Source organism: uncultured Caballeronia sp. (assembly GCF_964243625.1).
GTDB lineage: Bacteria > Pseudomonadota > Gammaproteobacteria > Burkholderiales > Burkholderiaceae > Caballeronia.
This window is the reverse complement of sequence record NZ_CAXTGZ010000069.1, coordinates 1-17,068: the sequence shown is the minus strand read 5'-3', so window position 1 is coordinate 17,068 and position 17,068 is coordinate 1. Positions and strand designations below refer to the sequence as shown.

The window sequence follows — 17,068 nt, the reverse complement described above, 5'->3', positions numbered from 1 at the left end:
ACCGCGCGTGAAGTGCGCGCCATGCTCGAAACCGTGACGGCGAAGGGCGGCACGTCGCCGGATGCGGCCGTGCCGGGTTACCGCGTTGGCGGGAAGTCGGGTACGGCGTACAAGCACGCGGGCCGCGGCTACGACAAATCCAAGTACCGCGCGTCGTTCGTGGGCATGGGCCCGATGCCGAATCCGCGCATCGTGGTGGCGGTTTCTGTCGATGAACCCACGGCCGGCAGCCACTTCGGCGGTCAGGTTTCGGGGCCGGTGTTCTCGGCAATCGTCGGCGATACCCTGCGTTCGCTGAACGTTCCGCCTGACATGGCCGTGAAGCAGATGGTCGTCTCCGACGATCCCGCTTCCGGCACGCCGGCAACCGACATCAAGAAGCCGAACGCGACGACCACGAATCCGCCGAAGAAGCTGAAAGTATCGGCGAATACGAAAACGCATCCGGGAGTCGTTCGATGAGCGACTTGATCAAGCAACAGGCGCAGATCGCGAAAGCGGTGGCGTGGTTGCGCTCGCATGCCGATGCCGGTGCGCAACTGCATGCCGATTCGCGTTCGCTCAAACCGGGCGATGTGTTTTTTGCCTACGCCGTTGACGGTGCCGACAGCCGTCCGCATATCGATGCCGCTTTCAAGCAAGGCGCGGCCGCCGTGTTGTATCAGCCGGAAAACTTCCCGGGCAAGCCGGATGCGTCGCGTTCGTTTGCCGTGAAGGCGTTGAACGAAGTGGCCGGGCCGATAGCATCGGCGTGGTATGGCGAGCCGACCGAATCCATGCTGGTCGTGGGTGTGACCGGAACGAACGGCAAGACGTCGTGCAGCCAGTGGCTTGCAACGGCGCTCTCCGCGCTGGGTACGCCGACCGCCGTGATCGGCACGCTTGGCAGCGGCATGCCGGGCAAGCTCGTGCATTCAGGTTTCACGACGCCCGACGCGCCGCAATTGCAACGCACGTTTGCGCAGTTCAAGACGGAAGGCGCGAAAGGCGTCGCCATGGAAGTGTCGTCGCATGCGTTGCATCAGGGGCGTGCGAACGGCACGAAGTTCGACATCGCGATCTTCACGAATCTCACGCAGGATCACCTCGACTATCACGGCACATTCGCCGCGTATGAAGGTGCCAAGGCGAAGCTGTTTGCGTGGCCTGCGTTGAAGGCTGCCGTCATCAATCGTGACGATGCCGCCGGTCAACGCCTGATCGCTGCCTGTCACGGCCGCACGCGAACGATTGCTTATGGCATCGAAGGCATCGAGGGCGCGTCGGACGTGACGAATGTAAAAGCCGATGCATCGCTGGTCGCGAGCGCCGTGCGTGCAACCGCAACGGGCACGGCGTTTCACCTGGAGTCCGACTGGGGTGCCGCCGACGTGGAAGTTGCAACGCTCGGCGAGTTCAACGTGAGCAATCTGCTCGGCGTGCTCGGCGCGTTGCTGGCCGCGCACGTTCCGCTCGACGCCGCGCTCGCACAGATCGCGAAGCTCGAACCGGTGAACGGCCGCATGCAGCGTCTCGGCGGCCGGTTGCAGAACGACGAGCCGCTCGTCGTGATCGACTATGCGCATACGCCGGATGCGCTGGAGAAAACGCTCTTGGCGCTGCGGCCGATTGCAGAAACGCGCGGCGGTCAGTTGATCTGCATGTTCGGCTGCGGCGGCGATCGCGATGCAACCAAGCGTCCGCTGATGGGCGCCATCGCGGAGAAGAATTCGGATCATGTGGTGATCACGAGCGATAACCCGCGCAGCGAAGATCCGCTTGCGATCATCGGTCAAATCGCGGCAGGCTTTCAGGATGCGGCCAAAGCGCGTCGCATCGAGGACCGCGCGAGCGCGATTCTTCAGGCGATCCGCACGGCGGCTCGCGAGGACGTGGTCGTGCTGGCCGGAAAAGGCCACGAAGCCACGCAGGAAATCATGGGCAAGAAGCGCGCGTTTTCCGATCAGGATCATGCGCGCCTGGCTCTCGCCGCTCGCGCCACGCAAGCGCGCGGAGGTGGTGAATGACGTTATTTACTTTGCGCGATGCAGCGCTGGAAATTCCCGGCGCTACTGTTTCAGGCGACGAAAACATTGCGTTCGATCGTGTGTCGACAGACAGCCGCACGGCCGGTCCGGGCGATCTGTTTATCGCGATCAAGGGCGATCGTTTCGATGCCCACAATTTTCTGCCGCAAGTCGCGCAACGCGGCGCTACCGCCGTGCTCGCTTCGCGTCTGCCTGATGACTTTGCAACGCCAGCCATCAAGGTAAAGGACACGCGCATTGCGCTCGGTGCGCTGGCGCACGGCTGGCGCAAGCGCTTTGCGATTCCGCTGATTGCGGTGACCGGCAGTAACGGCAAGACTACGGTCAAGGAAATGATCTCGTCGATCTTTGCTGCCGCCGTTGGTGAAAGTGCACGGCTCGCGACGGCGGGAAATTTCAACAACGACATCGGCTTGCCTTTGACGCTGTTCCGTCTGAACGAATCGCACAAGCTTGCCGTGATCGAACTCGGCATGAATCATCCGGGCGAAACTGAAACGCTCGGCAAGATCGCCGCGCCGACGGTCGCTGTCGTGAACAACGCGCAGCGCGAGCACCAGGAATTCATGGCGACGGTCGAAGCGGTCGCGCTGGAACATGCGTCGGTGATTCATGCGCTGGCATCGAATGGAACGGCCGTGTTTCCCGCCGACGACAAGTACGCGAGCATCTGGCGCGTCGCCGCGACGGGCAACCCCGTTCTTGATTTCGCGTTGCATACGGACGCTTCGCAACCCCCTGCAGCGGTGACCGGCAAGCTGGTTGGCGCGACGTTGCACATCACGACGCCGGAGGGCGCAACCGAAGTCGCATTGCAAGTCCTCGGCGATCACAACGCACGCAACGCGCTGGCGGCAACGGCAGCCGCGCTCGCCGCGAACGTGTCACTCGATGCCATCAAGCGCGGACTCGAAGCCTTCGAGCCCGTGAAGGGCCGTCTGCAAGTGAAGCGCGCGGCGGTGAGGCCGATCGAAGGCGCAACGGTTATCGACGATACGTACAACTCGAATCCCGATTCCATGCGCGCGGCCATCGACGTGCTGGCGTCGCAAGCTTCGCCGCGTGTGCTCGTAATGGGCGACATGGGCGAAGTCGGCGATCAGGGCCCGGCGTTTCATCGCGAAGTGGGTGCGTATGCGGCGCAACAGGGAATTGACACGCTCTTCGCACTCGGCGATGCAAGCATCGACGCCGCGAAATCCTTCGGCCCGGCAGGACAGCATTTCACTGATATCTCCTCACTCATTGCAGCACTCACCGGCGCGGGCTTCGGACCCGGCGCCACGTTTCTCGTGAAAGGCTCGCGCTTCATGCAGATGGAGCGCGTGGTGGACGCCGTGACGAGTCCACACCAACCCGCAGCGGGCGTTACGCCTGCCGCGCACTGAAGAAGAAGGTCCAGCATGCTACTCGCACTCGCGCAATGGCTTCAGAATGACGCCAGTTTTCTGCGCGTGTTTACCTACCTCACGTTCCGCGCAGTTGGCGCGACGATCACGGCGTTGTTCGTCGGTCTCGTTTGCGGCCCGTGGGTGATCCGCAAATTGACGCAGTTGAAAGTCGGTCAGGCCGTGCGGACGAACGGTCCGCAATCGCATTTGGTCAAGTCCGGCACGCCGACCATGGGTGGCGTGCTGATCCTGCTGGGCATCGCGTTTTCCACGTTGCTGTGGGCCGATCTTGCCAATCGATTCGTCTGGATCGTGATGCTCGTCACGTTCGGTTACGGCGTGATCGGCTGGGTCGATGACTACCGCAAAGTCGTGCACAAGGACCCGCGCGGCATGTCGTCGCGCGAAAAGTATTTCTGGCAATCGGCGATCGGCCTGTTTGCCGCCGTGTATCTCGCGTTCAGCGTGTCCGAGGCGAACAACGCTCGTGTGTTCGACCTGTTCATGGCGTGGGTGCGAAGCGGTTTGTCGATGGGCTTGCCTGCGCGCGCCGACCTGATGCTGCCGTTCCTCAAATCGATCAGCTATCCGCTGGGCACGTGGGGCTTTATCGCGATGACGTATCTCGTGATCGTCGGTTCGAGCAACGCTGTGAATCTCACCGATGGCCTCGATGGTCTCGTGATCATGCCGGTGGTGCTGGTCGGTGCATCGCTCGGCGCGTTTGCCTATGTGATGGGCAGCTCGGTGTACTCGAAATACTTGTTGTTCCCCCACATTCCGGGTGCCGGCGAATTGCTGATCTTCTGTTCCGCGATGGGCGGCGCCGGACTCGCGTTTCTCTGGTACAACACGCACCCCGCGCAGGTCTTCATGGGCGATGTCGGCGCGCTCGCGCTTGGCGGCGCGCTTGGCACCATCGCCGTGATCGTGCGGCAGGAAGTCGTGCTGTTCATCATGGGCGGCGTGTTCGTCGCGGAAACGGTTTCCGTGATGATGCAGGTGACCTACTTCAAGTACACCAAAAAACGCTTCGGCGAAGGGCGGCGCATCTTCAAGATGGCGCCGCTGCATCACCATTTCGAGTTGTCGGGATGGAAGGAAACGCAGGTGGTCGTGCGCTTCTGGATCATCACGCTGATGTTGTGTCTGTTTGGTTTGTCGACGCTGAAGCTGCGTTGATCTTGTTGGCCAGGAAAAGGTAAAGCGATGTTTGGCGAGAAGTTCTCCGATCGGCAGAGTCCGATGGTGCTTGTGCTGGGGCTCGGTGAATCCGGCCTCGCGATGACGCGCTGGTGCGCGCGTCACGGGTGCCGTCTGCGCGTGGCCGATACCCGCGCCACGCCGCCGAATCTGTCGGAACTCGCAGTGCACGGCATCGATGCAGATTTCGTCGGCGGTGAATTCACGCCGGCGCTGCTCGATGGCGGGATCGAGATTGTTGCAATCAGCCCGGGACTGTCGCCTCTGGCTGATGATTTGAGGCCGCTCCTCGACGCCGCGCGGGAACGCGGCGTCCCTGTGTGGGGCGAGCTGGAATTGTTCGCGCAAGCGTTGAAGTCGCTTGGCGCGAACGGCTACACGCCGAAGGTGATTGCCATTACGGGCACCAACGGCAAGACCACGACGACCGCCATGACCGGGTTGTTGTGCGAGCGTGCCGGCAAGACCGTGGCGGTGGCGGGAAACATCAGCCCGGCCATGCTGGACAAGCTCAGCGAAGCAATCGACAACACCGCGCTGCCCGATGTCTGGGTGCTGGAGCTGTCGAGTTTTCAGCTTGAGACGGCACACTCGTTCGCGCCGGACGCTGCTGCCGTGCTGAATATCACGCAAGACCATCTGGACTGGCACGGCGGGCTCGATGCGTACGCCGCCGCGAAAGGCCGCATCTTCGGTGAGAAGACCGTGCGCGTGCTGAATCGTGACGACGCGCGGACCATGAAGCTTGCTTCGGGAAATGCAGCGAAGGTCGTGACGTTCGGGCTTGACGAACCTGCGCGTCTCGGCGACTTCGGGTTGCTGCGCGAGAACGGCATTGCGTGGCTTGCGCAAGGTCACGACCGTGATCTCAGCGATGAACCCGCGCCCGCGCGTCGCCGTAAAAGCGATGTCGCGGCCGAGCCGAACGTGTATTCGAAGCGCCTGATGCCGGTGGATGCGTTGCGTGTTCGCGGCCTGCACAACGCGGCGAATGCGCTGGCTGCCCTGGCGCTCGCGCGTGCGGTGGATTTGCCCTTGGCTTCATTGCTGCATGGCTTGCGTGAATACAAGGGCGAGCCGCATCGCGTGGAAGTGATCGGGCAGATCGACGGCATCGATTTCGTCGATGACAGCAAAGGCACGAACGTCGGCGCAACCGTCGCTGCACTGGATGGTCTCGCGCAGAAGTCCGTGCTGATTGCCGGTGGCGATGGCAAAGGCCAGGACTTTTCGCCGCTCGAAGCGCCGGTGGAACGCTGGTGCCGCGCAGTGATGCTGATCGGCCGCGATGCACCGCGTCTTCGTGAAGCGCTGGCAAACACGGCCGTGCCATTGCACGACCACGAAACGCTCGAAGCCGCGACGCAAGCGGCGGCGCAACTGGCCCAGCCCGGCGACGCCGTGTTGTTGTCGCCGGCGTGCGCAAGCTTCGACATGTTCAAGAACTATGCACATCGCGCGGATGTTTTCCGGCAAGCGGTGGCTGATATTGCTGCAGACCGGGGGGTAATGCTATGAGCTGGTCCGAACGTTTTGGCTCGAAGCTGACAGGACAACGCAACGCCGTCGCGAACGACAGCGCCTCGCTTGGCGGGCGTTCATCGCGCGTGGCAGGCGTGGGCTCGCTCGGTGGTCTCGGTGCACGCGTGGCCGAACGCGCGAGCGGCATCTCGAGCGCGGTCAATGGCGTGAAGCCGGCCCGTTCGCGCATGCTCGACTACGATTACTCGCTGCTGTGGGTGACCATCGCGTTGCTGGGGCTTGGCATTGTCATGGTGTATTCGGCGTCCATCGCCATGCCGGATTCGCCGAAGTACGCGCAGTACCGCGACTACTTCTTCCTGGTGCGCCATCTCATATCGATAGCGACCGCCGTGGTCGCGTCGATCATCGCGTTCAAGATTCCGGTCTCGACGTGGGACAAATACGCCGGAAAGTTCTTCCTGATTTCGCTGTTCATGCTGGTGATCGTGCTGATTCCGCACATCGGCAAGGGCGTGAACGGCGCGCGCCGCTGGATTCCGCTTGGCATCACGAACATGCAGCCATCGGAAATCATGAAGCTCGCCGTGACCATCTATGCGGCGAACTACACCGTGCGCAAGCAAGAGTTCATGCACAGCATCGGCCGCGGCTTCTTGCCGATGGCAGTCGCCGTCGGCTTCGTCGGCGCGTTGCTGCTGCTCGAACCGGACATGGGCGCGTTCATGGTGATCGCGTGTATCGCGATGGGCGTGCTGTTCCTCGGCGGCGTGAACGCCAAGCTGTTCGGCGGACTGGTCGCTACGGCGGTCGGCACGTTTGCGCTGCTGGTCTGGGCATCGCCATGGCGCCGTGAGCGGATCTTCGCTTACCTCGATCCGTGGGATGACCGCTATGCCCAAGGCAAGGCCTATCAGTTGACGCACTCGCTGATCGCATTCGGCCGTGGCGAATGGTTCGGCGTAGGGCTTGGCGGCAGCGTCGAGAAGCTCAACTATCTTCCTGAAGCGCATACCGACTTCATCCTGGCGGTAATCGGCGAGGAGCTCGGATTCGTCGGCGTGATCGTCGTGATCCTGCTGTTCTACTGGATCGTGCGTCGCGCATTCGAAATCGGCCGTCAGGCGCTCGCGCTCGACCGCACGTTTGCCGGTTTGATGGCGAAGGGCATCGGCTTGTGGTTCGGTGCGCAGACGTTCATCAACATGGGCGTGAATCTCGGGCTTCTGCCGACCAAAGGTCTGACGTTACCGCTCGTGAGTTACGGCGGTTCGGGCATCTTGCTGAACTGTGTCGCACTTGCCGTGCTGATGCGCGTGGACTACGAAAACCGCGTCCTGATGCGTGGGGGCAAGGTATGACAAGACCTGCATCACAACGCACAGGCACGCTGATGGTGATGGCCGGCGGCACCGGGGGACATGTGTTCCCGGGGCTCGCGGTCGCTCACTGGATGCAGGCGCGCGGCTGGCGTGTGGTGTGGCTCGGCAATGCGGCGGGCATGGAAGCGACGCTCGTGCCGAAGCACGGCATCGCGATGGAATACGTGCGCTTTGGCGGTGTGCGCGGCAAGGGTCTCAAGACGAAGCTGATGTTGCCGGTGAACCTGCTGCGCGCGTGTTCGCAAAGCCTGCGCGCGCTGCGTTCGGTGAAGCCTGATGTCGTGCTCGGCATGGGCGGATACATCACGTTCCCGGCTGGTTTGATGTCGAAGCTGAGCGGCACGCCGCTCGTGCTGCACGAACAGAATTCCATCGCAGGACTGGCGAACAAGGTGCTCGCGCACATCGCCAAGCGGGTTCTTGTCGCGTTCCCGAACGCGCTGCCGAATGCCGAATGGACCGGAAATCCAATTCGTGCGGAACTTGCTGAGACTCTGTCACCCAAAGAACGCTACGCCGCGCGGAATGTGAAGCCTGACGCGCGTCTCAATGTTCTGGTCGTCGGGGGCAGTCTGGGTGCAGCCGCTTTGAATGAAACCGTACCGAAAGCGCTTGCGTTGCTCGATCCGGCAGCGCGTCCGCATGTCGTGCATCAGGCGGGCGCGAAGCATATCGAAGCATTGAAGGCGAACTACGCGGCAGCAGGCCTGACATCGGATGAAGACGTGCAGCTCGTACCGTTCATCGACGATATGGCAAGCGCGTACGCTGCGGCCGATCTCGTGATCTGCCGCTCGGGCGCGATGACCGTTTCCGAAATCGCGGCCGTGGGCGTGGCGGCGTTGTTCGTGCCGTTTCCCTTTGCCGTCGACGACCACCAGACAACCAATGCCGCGTTCCTCGCCAACGAGGGTGCGGCTCACTTGATACAACAGCGCGATTTGTCGGCGGAAAAGCTTGCCGGCTGGTTGCGCGATCAGACCCGCGAGACGCTCAGCCAGATGGCGGTGAAAGCGCGCGCCCTGGCGAAACCCGACGCAACTGAACGTGTCGGCCGGGTCTGCGCCGATGTAGCCGGCTTGAGCGCGCTGATACAAGCGCCGAAGGAAATCCAGCCATGAAACATATCGTCAAACACATTCACTTCGTCGGCATCGGCGGCGCGGGGATGAGCGGCATTGCCGAGGTGCTGCTCAACCTCGGTTACCAGGTCAGCGGCTCGGACCTGGCGAGCAATGGCGTGACCGATCGTTTGACCACGCTGGGTGCGCGCGTGGCGATCGGGCATCGTGAAGAGAATATCGATGGCGCGAACGCCGTGGTCGTCTCGACCGCTGTTCGCTCCGATAACCCCGAAGTGCTGGCCGCACGTCATCGCCGGATCCCTATCGTGCCGCGCGCCGTGATGCTCGCGGAGCTGATGCGGCTCAAGCAGGGCATCGCGATTGCCGGCACGCACGGCAAGACCACGACCACCTCGCTGGTTGCAAGCGTGCTGGCAGCGGGCGGCCTCGATCCCACGTTCGTGATCGGCGGCCGCCTGATCAGCGCCGGTGCGAATGCGCGACTGGGGACGGGCGATTTCATCGTGGCTGAAGCCGATGAATCGGACGCGTCGTTCCTCAATCTTTTCCCGGTGATCGAAGTCATCACGAACATCGATGCCGATCACATGGACACGTACGGCCACGACTTCGCGCGGCTCAAGCAGGCGTTCATCGAGTTCACGCACCGGCTGCCGTTCTATGGGATTGCCGTGCTGTGCGTGGATGATCCGAACGTGCGTGAAATCCTGCCGTTCGTCTCGAAGCCGATCATCCGCTACGGCCTCGGTGCCGAAGCGCAAGTGCGCGCGGTGAACGTGGAGGCGCGCGACGGCAAGATGCATTTCACGACGCTGCGCGAAGACGCGAAGCCGCTCGACATCGTGTTGAACCTGCCGGGCACGCACAACGTGCAGAACGCGTTGGCCGCCATTGCAATTGCGACTGAACTTGAAGTCGCCGATGCCGATATCCAGAGGGCATTGCAGGAATTTACAGGCGTGGGCCGCCGCTTCCAGCGTTACGGCGAAGTGAACGTGAAGTCGGCGGAAGGCGGCGCCTACACGCTGATCGATGACTACGGTCATCACCCGGTCGAGATGGCCGCGACGGTTGCAGCCGCGCGCGGCGCGTTTCCTGACCGGCGTCTCGTGCTCGCATTCCAGCCGCACCGGTTCACGCGCACGCGCGATTGCTTCGAGGATTTCGTGCGCGTGTTGTCGACCGTCGATGCCCTCGTGCTCACCGAAGTGTATGCAGCAGGCGAAGCGCCAATCGTCGCCGCCGATGGCCGCGCGCTCGCTCGTGCAATTCGCGTGGCGGGAAAAGTGGAACCGGTATTCGTGGAAACAGTGGATGAGATGCCTGACGCGATCGCCACGCTGGCACGCAGCGGCGACGTAGTGATAACGATGGGCGCGGGTTCTATTGGCGGCGTATGTGGCCGGCTGACAGCGCAAGTTCAGGATTCGAAGGTTTTGAAATGACAAGTAACGTGAGCACATCCGCAATCGACCCGAAGGTGTTCGGCAAAGTCGCCGTGCTGCTTGGCGGGGAAACGGCCGAGCGCGAGGTATCGCTGAATTCGGGGCGTCTCGTGCTGCAGGGACTGCGCGATGCAGGTATCGACGCACACCCGTTCGACCCCGCTGAGCGGCCGCTCGCCGACTTGAAGTCGGAAGGCTTTGCGCGCGTGTTTATCGCGTTGCATGGCGGCTATGGCGAGAACGGCCAGTTGCAGGGCGCGCTCGATTTCTACGGCATCAAGTACACGGGCAGCGGCGTGCTGGGTTCGGCGCTCGGTCTCGATAAATTCCGCACCAAGCTCGTGTGGCAACAAACGGGCGTGCCCACGCCGCCGTTCGAAGTCGTGCTGCGCGGCGATGACTACGAAGATGCAGCGCAGAGGAGCATTGCGAAGCTTGGCTTGCCGCTGTTCGTGAAGCCGGCGAGCGAAGGTTCGAGCGTTGCCGTGATCAAGGTGAAGAGCGCGGAAACGCTGGTGCCGGCGCTGATCGAAGCGGCGAAGTTCGACAAGATCGTGCTCGTCGAGAAAAGCATTGAAGGCGGTGGCGAATACACGTGCTGTATCGCGGGCGACCTGGACTTGCCGATCATCAAGATCGTGCCGGCCGGTGAGTTCTACGACTACAACGCGAAGTACATCGCGGACGACACGCAGTACCCGATTCCCTGCGGCCTGACGCCCGCCGACGAAGCGCGCATGAAACAGCTTTCGCGCCGCGCGTTCGATGTGCTCGGCTGCACGGACTGGGGCCGTGCCGATTTCATGATGGACGGTGACGGCAATCCGTATTTCCTGGAAGTGAACACGGCGCCGGGCATGACCGATCACTCGCTGCCGCCGAAAGCGGCGCGGGCAGTCGGGATCAGCTACATGGAACTGGTGGTGAAGGTGTTGTCGCTGACATTGCAGGATTGAGACCGGGTTTGGAACGTATAGAACATGTGGAATAACGCTCGCCAGATGAACCTCACGGCCAACGCACTGCACGTATTGCTCGTGTTCGTGCTGCTCGGGGCCGCCGGTTACTGGGCGATCCAGCGGCCGGAGTTTCGCCTGCGCGAAATCCAGATCGATGGCGACACGCTGCACATCAATTCGCCGACCGTACGCGCAAGCGTGGTGGGGCATTTGAAGGGCAACTTCTTCACCGTTGATCTGGACGCAGCGCGCGCCGCGTTCGAACAAATGCCGTGGGTGCGTCACGCGAGCGTACGTCGTGTATGGCCGAATGCGCTGGCGGTGACGCTGGAAGAATTCAAGCCGCTCGGCACGTGGGGCACGGATCAACTGGTGAGCGTGGACGGTGATCTGTTCACGGCGAACCAGGGCGAACTCGACGACGACTTGCCTGCGTTCGAAGGGCCGGATGGATCGGCGAAAGAAGTGGTCGCGCGGTATCACGATTTCACGAAGTGGTTTGCGCCGCTCGACGCGCATCCGGAAGAAGTCATCTTGTCGCCGCGATACGCGTGGACATTGAAGCTTTCAAACGGTACGCAGATCGAACTGGGGCGCGAGCGCAATCAGGACACGTTGTTCGATCGCAGCAAACGATTTGTAGCTGCGTGGACGTCGGTGACGGGGCGGTGGGGAAATGACATCGAGTACGCGGATTTGCGCTATCCGAACGGCTTCGCAATCAAGGCCGCCGGCATGCGTTTCATCAGCGACACCGACAAAGCGAAGAAGTAAGGGACATCACAGGCAATGAGCACGCTATGAGCAAAGACTACAAAGACTTGCTGGTCGCCCTCGACATCGGGACGTCGAAGGTGGTGGCGATCGTCGCCGAGTTGAAGGGCGAAGGCCACTACGAGGTGATCGGGCTCGGACAGAGCGACTCGAAGGGATTGAAGAAGGGCGTGGTGGTGAATATCGAAGCCACCGTCCAGTCGATCCAGCGCGCGCTCGAAGAAGCCGAATTGATGGCCGATTGCAAGATCACGAATGTGTTCACCGGCATTGCCGGAAGCCACATTCGCAGCTTCAATTCGAGCGGCATGGTCGCGATCAAGGACAAGGAAGTCACGCAGACCGATGTGGCGCGCGTGATCGAAACGGCCAAGGCGATCAACATCCCGACCGACCAGCAGGTGCTGCATATCCTCACGCAGGAATTCATCATCGACGGCCAGGAAGACGTGCGCGAGCCGATCGGCATGAGCGGCATCCGGCTGGAAGTGAAGGTGCACATCGTGACGGGCGCGGTGAGCGCGGCGCAGAACATCGTGAAATGCGTGCGCCGCTGCGGGCTCGAAGTGAACGACCTGATCCTGCAGCCGCTGGCTTCGTCGCTGGCGGTGCTGACGGAAGACGAAAAGGAACTTGGCGTTGTGCTCGTCGATATCGGCGGCGGCACGACGGACATCGCCATTTTCAGCGAAGGCGCGATTCGTCATACGGCGGTGATTCCTATTGCCGGCGACCAGATCACGAGCGATGTCGCCATGGCCCTGCGCACGCCGACGCCCGACGCCGAAGACATCAAGGTGAGCTACGGCATCGCGAAGCAGGCGCTCGCCGATCCGGACGAAATGATCGAAGTGCCGGGACTCGGCGAGCGCGGTCCGCGCACGTTGTCGCGTCAGGCACTTGCAGCGGTTGTCGAACCGCGCGTGGAAGAACTGTTCTCGCTCGTGCAGCAAGTGGTGCGCGAGTCGGGTTACGAAGAATTGCTCAGCAGCGGCGTGGTGCTGACCGGCGGCGCATCGATGATGCCCGGCATGGTCGAACTCGGCGAAGACATCTTCCTGAAGCCGGTGCGCATCGGCGTGCCCGAATACGCGGGCGGCCTGGCGGACGTGGTTCGCAACCCGCGTTATTCCACGGCGATGGGTTTGCTCGTCGAAGGTCGTTCGCAACGCATGCGCGGGCGCAAGGTCGCGGTGCAATCAGGATCGATGGGACAGGTTTTTGGACGCATGAAAGACTGGTTCCTTGGGAATTTTTAAATACAAATTCGCGCTGGTGCCGGCGGCTGGCGCGCGACAAGAGGTTGCCCGATCTCTTGCCGAATAACGCCGATTTTCATTCTTGACGGAGGCAATATGGATTTCGAAATGCTGGAAACGGAAACCAACGGAACGATCATCAAGGTCGTCGGTGTTGGTGGCGCAGGCGGTAATGCAGTACAGCACATGATCAACCGCGGCGTGCAGGGCGTGGATTTCATCGTCATGAATACGGATGCGCAGGCGCTTGCACGTTCGCGTGCTTCGTCGGTGATCCAGTTGGGCAACACGGGTCTCGGCGCAGGCGCCAAGCCGGACATGGGCCGTGCCGCAGCGGAAGATGCGCGCGAGCGTATCGCCGATGCACTGCGCGGCGCGCACATGGTGTTCATCACCGCAGGCATGGGTGGCGGCACGGGTACGGGTGCAGCACCGGTCGTGGCACAGATCGCGAAGGAAATGGGCATTCTCACCGTTGGTGTAGTCAGCAAGCCGTTCGAATTTGAAGGTGGCCGCCGCATGCGCGTGGCTGAAGCTGGATCGCAGCAACTGGAGGATCACGTCGACTCGCTGATCGTCGTTCTGAACGACAAGCTGTTCGAGGTGATGGGCGACGACGCCGAGATGGACAAGTGCTTCCAGTGCGCTGACGACGTATTGAACAACGCTGTTGCCGGTATCGCGGAAATCATCAACGTCGACGGGCTGGTCAACGTCGACTTCGAAGACGTGAAGACGGTGATGGGCGAGCAAGGCAAGGCGATGATGGGCACGGCGACGGTTGCCGGCGTCGATCGCGCGCGTCTGGCGGCAGAACAGGCGGTCGCAAGCCCGCTGCTGGAAGGTGTGGATCTGTCGGGCGCACGTGGCGTGCTGGTGAACATCACGTCGAGCCGTTCGCTGCGTTTGTCGGAAACGCGTGAAGTGATGAACACGATCAAGTCGTACGCAGCAGAAGACGCGACCGTGATCTTCGGCGCGGTGTACGACGACGCCATGGGCGATGCGTTGCGCGTGACGGTCGTGGCAACGGGCCTTGGCCGCGCTGCGAAGAAACAACAAGCTGCACCGATGACCCTGCTGCGCACCGGCACGGACAACTCGCCGATTGCGCACGCACAGCACAGCTACGCGCCGCAGCAGTCGAACGGTACGGATTACGGCGCGCTGGAAGCACCGGCTGTATGGCGTCAGACGCGTGAAACCGCGGCTTCGCACGTGCAGGCGCTGCAGGAAAAGGGTGTGGATACGTATGACATTCCGGCGTTTTTGCGCAAGCAAGCCGACTGATGCCTTCTGCCGGGGCGTGTCGCTTTGATGTAAGCGCCCAAAGGTAAAGGTCTCAGGAGATGGGTTGTCCTGCGTTCGTTTTCAGGCCGCGTCTTATGGATGCTGGACTGTGGCGGCGTGACCGCTTCGATAACGTTCATCATCGTCTATATTGGGATGAGATCGATACGTTTCGATACACAAGCAGCGGTGGGGCGAACGTCTCTCGCAAGGAAAAAGTTTGAATCGCTGGCGTGTTCAGCACTGACTCAGTGAAAGGCCGATCAATGATCAAGACAGGTGAAACGCTGCCGGACGAACGCCTCTACGAATTTATCGACGTGGCGACGGAAGGCTGCGCCGTGGGACCGAACGGTTTCCCGGTGCGCGAGCGGACGGCGGGCAAGCGCGTAGTGATCTTCGGATTGCCGGGCGCGTTCACGCCCACCTGTTCCGCCAGGCACGTGCCGGGTTTTATCGATAATGCGGAGAAACTGGCCGCGGCGGGTATCGATGAAATCTGGTGTGTCTCCGTCAACGACGCGTTCGTGATGAGCGCGTGGGGACGCGATCTTCAAACCTCGGGCAAGGTGAAGATGATCGCCGACGGCAGCGCGCGTTTTACTCGAGCACTCGGCCTCGATCAGGATCTGTCGGAGCGTGGCATGGGAATTCGCTCCCAGCGCTACGCCATGGTGGTCGACAACAGCGTGGTCAAGACGCTGAATGTCGAAGCACCCGGCAAGTTTGAAGTCAGCAGCGCTGAAAGCGTCCTCGCGACGTTGGGCTGATGTGTCTTAACAATGTTGTGCTGGCGGTCGAGACGCCCGGCGTTTGTTGCATTGCCGCAACAGGCTATGACGCCATCGCGTGTCTTCTGGAACTTGCATGACAAAGTCGCAACAAAGCCGTAACGCGGCGCCGATGTCCGGGAACGCCTCCGTCCCGGGTATCGGCCCGACCCTATTTGCTTTCGCGTGAATTTGGTTTTCGCGTACCGAGCCAAAGCAGTAACGGGGAGAAACAAGTTGCAACGTTCCCGCTCGGGACGACGCGAAGGGATTGGAGTATACTTCGCGCTATTGAATACAAATTCACGATTGATTCTCTCAATCGAGAGTCACAATCGAAGCGAAAAAAATCATGTTGAAGCAGCGAACCATCAAAACCATCGTCAAAACCGTCGGGATCGGCCTGCACTCTGGCCGCAAGGTGGATTTGACGCTTCGGCCCGCACCGGCGAACACCGGGATCGTTTTTGCGCGTATCGACCTGCCTGAGCCGGTCGATATTCCGGCGTCGGCATTGGCTATCGGCGACACGCGCCTGGCTTCTGTCTTGCAGAAGGACGGGGCGCGTGTTTCGACCATCGAGCATTTGATGTCGGCTTGCGCGGGGCTGGGCATCGACAATTTGTACGTCGATGTCACGGCTGAAGAAATTCCGATCATGGACGGCAGCGCTGCTTCTTTCGTGTTTCTGATTCAATCGGCGGGTATTGAAGAACAGAACGCGGCCAAGAAGTTCATCAAGGTGACGAAGCCGGTTGAAATCCGCGACGGCGACAAGTTCGCTCGTCTCGATCCGTATTTCGGCTTCAAACTGAAGTTCACCATTGATTTCCGCCATCCGGCCGTCGATAAGACCGGTCAGGCACTCGAAGTCGATTTCGCCCATACGTCATATGTTCGGGATATTGCCCGGGCACGGACGTTCGGGTTTGCACATGAAGTCGAAATGATGCGCGAGCTTGGTCTGGCGCGTGGCGGCAGCATGGATAACGCCATTGTTCTGGACGAGTATCGAATTCTGAATAACGATGGTTTGCGTTACGAAGACGAGTTCGTGAAGCACAAGATGCTCGACGCGATTGGTGACCTGTATGTGGTCGGTCATCCGTTGCTGGCGTCTTATGCGGCATATAAAGGCGGTCACGCAATGAACAATATGTTGCTGCGTGAATTGCTGGCGCACGAAGACTCGTATGAGATCGTGACGTTTGAAGACAAGCAAGCGGCGCCGCGCGGTTTTGCTTTCGATACGCAAACGGCGTTCGCGTAATCAGTAAATAGTCAGAGCAATAATATGAGAATGAGCGGCAGCTTTCGGGCGCCGCTCATTTTTTTTGTGCTTTCGCCTGATGACGCGCCGCCATTTTCGCGAGCGCTTCCTGAAGAGGCGATGGCTCGAGTGTTTCAGCCAGCATTTGCAGCGCATCTGCGCCAGCGGCGGACATCCGGGCTTGCTTCGGCGGAATCACTTCTTTCATTGCTTGTGGGCGAACGCGTATCTTCAGTGCGTTCACGGCCCAGCCGCGTTGCTGCAAATCCACCAGAAGACGCGGTTCGATGTGCCGCAGACGCGCCGCAAGCGCGTTGTGTCCGGCAAAAAGCGAAAGCACGCCCTCTTTGATGAACCCCGGTTCCACATTGGCACCCAGATAATCCGGCAGCAACGCCATCAGGTCGCGCTGGAGCGCCGTCACCTGCTCTACGCCCGCCCGCAATGCGAGAAACTCGCTAGTGCGGCCCAGGACGTCGGACAACGCCTGCGGCTTGCGCGGATCGAAGCGTTGCGGCGGCCTTGAATTCGGCGGGAAACGGCTCATTTTTGTGTCTGCAGGGGCTGGCGGCGATGCAAAGATTGTAACGCTGCGCGCCGTGCGCCATGACGGCGCGCTTTACGTGTCAACACGGACAAACATAACCGCCATTTGCTTTATCACAAAAGATGGCGGTACAGGCTCCAGCGGGGGCGCGTGCTAAAATCCCCGATTCGTTTTCACCCATGGA

15 protein-coding genes are annotated in these 17,068 nt (G+C 61.2%); 14 read left to right on the top strand and 1 reads right to left on the bottom strand.

Annotation, left to right across the window (positions count from 1 at the left end):
• From ACFFAR_RS07085 to lpxC, 14 genes are all read left to right on the top strand, one after another.
• Nucleotides 1–462, top strand: a 462-nt coding sequence (locus ACFFAR_RS07085; RefSeq protein WP_375507691.1) for a penicillin-binding transpeptidase domain-containing protein, incomplete at its 5' end; no start/stop codon positions are given.
• The gene (locus ACFFAR_RS07080; protein WP_375507690.1) at nt 459–2,006 is read left to right on the top strand and encodes a UDP-N-acetylmuramoyl-L-alanyl-D-glutamate--2,6-diaminopimelate ligase; all 1,548 of its coding nucleotides are present in this window, start codon (nt 459–461) and stop codon (nt 2,004–2,006) included. The genes ACFFAR_RS07085 and ACFFAR_RS07080, both read left to right, overlap by 4 nt.
• Entirely contained in the window at nt 2,003–3,415 is a 1,413-nt protein-coding gene (gene murF / locus ACFFAR_RS07075) for a UDP-N-acetylmuramoyl-tripeptide--D-alanyl-D-alanine ligase (protein ID WP_375507689.1), read from the top strand. The genes ACFFAR_RS07080 and murF overlap by 4 nt, the downstream gene beginning before the upstream one ends.
• A 15-nt stretch (nt 3,416–3,430) precedes the next feature.
• A complete protein-coding gene (gene mraY, locus ACFFAR_RS07070) occupies nt 3,431–4,600 on the top strand; it encodes a phospho-N-acetylmuramoyl-pentapeptide-transferase (protein ID WP_062000335.1) in 1,170 nt (389 codons plus the stop codon).
• A gap of 27 nt (nt 4,601–4,627) precedes the next feature.
• Nucleotides 4,628–6,139, top strand: a complete 1,512-nt coding sequence (gene murD / locus ACFFAR_RS07065) for a UDP-N-acetylmuramoyl-L-alanine--D-glutamate ligase (protein WP_174364299.1) — start codon at nt 4,628–4,630, stop codon at nt 6,137–6,139.
• Nucleotides 6,136–7,464, top strand: a complete 1,329-nt coding sequence (ftsW, locus tag ACFFAR_RS07060) for a putative lipid II flippase FtsW (RefSeq protein WP_062168024.1) — start codon at nt 6,136–6,138, stop codon at nt 7,462–7,464. Before murD ends, ftsW begins: the two co-directional genes overlap by 4 nt.
• The gene (murG, locus tag ACFFAR_RS07055) at nt 7,461–8,606 is read left to right on the top strand and encodes an undecaprenyldiphospho-muramoylpentapeptide beta-N-acetylglucosaminyltransferase (RefSeq protein ID WP_062000332.1); all 1,146 of its coding nucleotides are present in this window, start codon (nt 7,461–7,463) and stop codon (nt 8,604–8,606) included. Before ftsW ends, murG begins: the two co-directional genes overlap by 4 nt.
• Nucleotides 8,603–10,015 (top strand): UDP-N-acetylmuramate--L-alanine ligase, encoded by a 1,413-nt coding sequence (gene murC / locus ACFFAR_RS07050; RefSeq protein WP_375507688.1) that lies wholly within the window; start codon nt 8,603–8,605, stop codon nt 10,013–10,015. The genes murG and murC overlap by 4 nt, the downstream gene beginning before the upstream one ends.
• Before the next feature lie 8 nt (nt 10,016–10,023).
• A complete protein-coding gene (locus tag ACFFAR_RS07045; protein ID WP_375507687.1) occupies nt 10,024–10,971 on the top strand; it encodes a D-alanine--D-alanine ligase in 948 nt (315 codons plus the stop codon).
• A 24-nt stretch (nt 10,972–10,995) separates the two neighbouring features.
• Entirely contained in the window at nt 10,996–11,748 is a 753-nt protein-coding gene (locus ACFFAR_RS07040) for a cell division protein FtsQ/DivIB (protein ID WP_062000329.1), read from the top strand.
• Nucleotides 11,749–11,774: 26 nt separating this feature from the next.
• Complete coding sequence (ftsA, locus tag ACFFAR_RS07035) at nt 11,775–13,007, top strand: cell division protein FtsA (RefSeq protein ID WP_062000328.1); 1,233 nt, start codon at nt 11,775–11,777, stop codon at nt 13,005–13,007.
• A 96-nt stretch (nt 13,008–13,103) separates the two neighbouring features.
• On the top strand, nt 13,104–14,297 hold the full coding sequence (gene ftsZ, locus ACFFAR_RS07030) for a cell division protein FtsZ (RefSeq protein WP_062000327.1): 1,194 nt from the start codon (nt 13,104–13,106) through the stop codon (nt 14,295–14,297).
• A 266-nt stretch (nt 14,298–14,563) separates the two neighbouring features.
• Nucleotides 14,564–15,067, top strand: coding sequence for a peroxiredoxin (locus ACFFAR_RS07025; protein ID WP_075358583.1), 504 nt, complete (start codon nt 14,564–14,566; stop codon nt 15,065–15,067).
• Between the two features lie 352 nt (nt 15,068–15,419).
• Nucleotides 15,420–16,337 carry a UDP-3-O-acyl-N-acetylglucosamine deacetylase gene (lpxC, locus tag ACFFAR_RS07020; RefSeq protein ID WP_062000325.1) on the top strand — a complete coding sequence of 306 codons (918 nt, stop codon included), beginning with the start codon at nt 15,420–15,422 and terminating at the stop codon, nt 16,335–16,337.
• A gap of 55 nt (nt 16,338–16,392) precedes the next feature.
• Here the strand turns inward: lpxC and ACFFAR_RS07015 are convergent, their stop codons facing one another.
• Nucleotides 16,393–16,884 (bottom strand): DciA family protein, encoded by a 492-nt coding sequence (locus ACFFAR_RS07015; protein ID WP_086382960.1) that lies wholly within the window; start codon nt 16,882–16,884, stop codon nt 16,393–16,395.
• Nucleotides 16,885–17,068 lie beyond the last annotated feature (184 nt).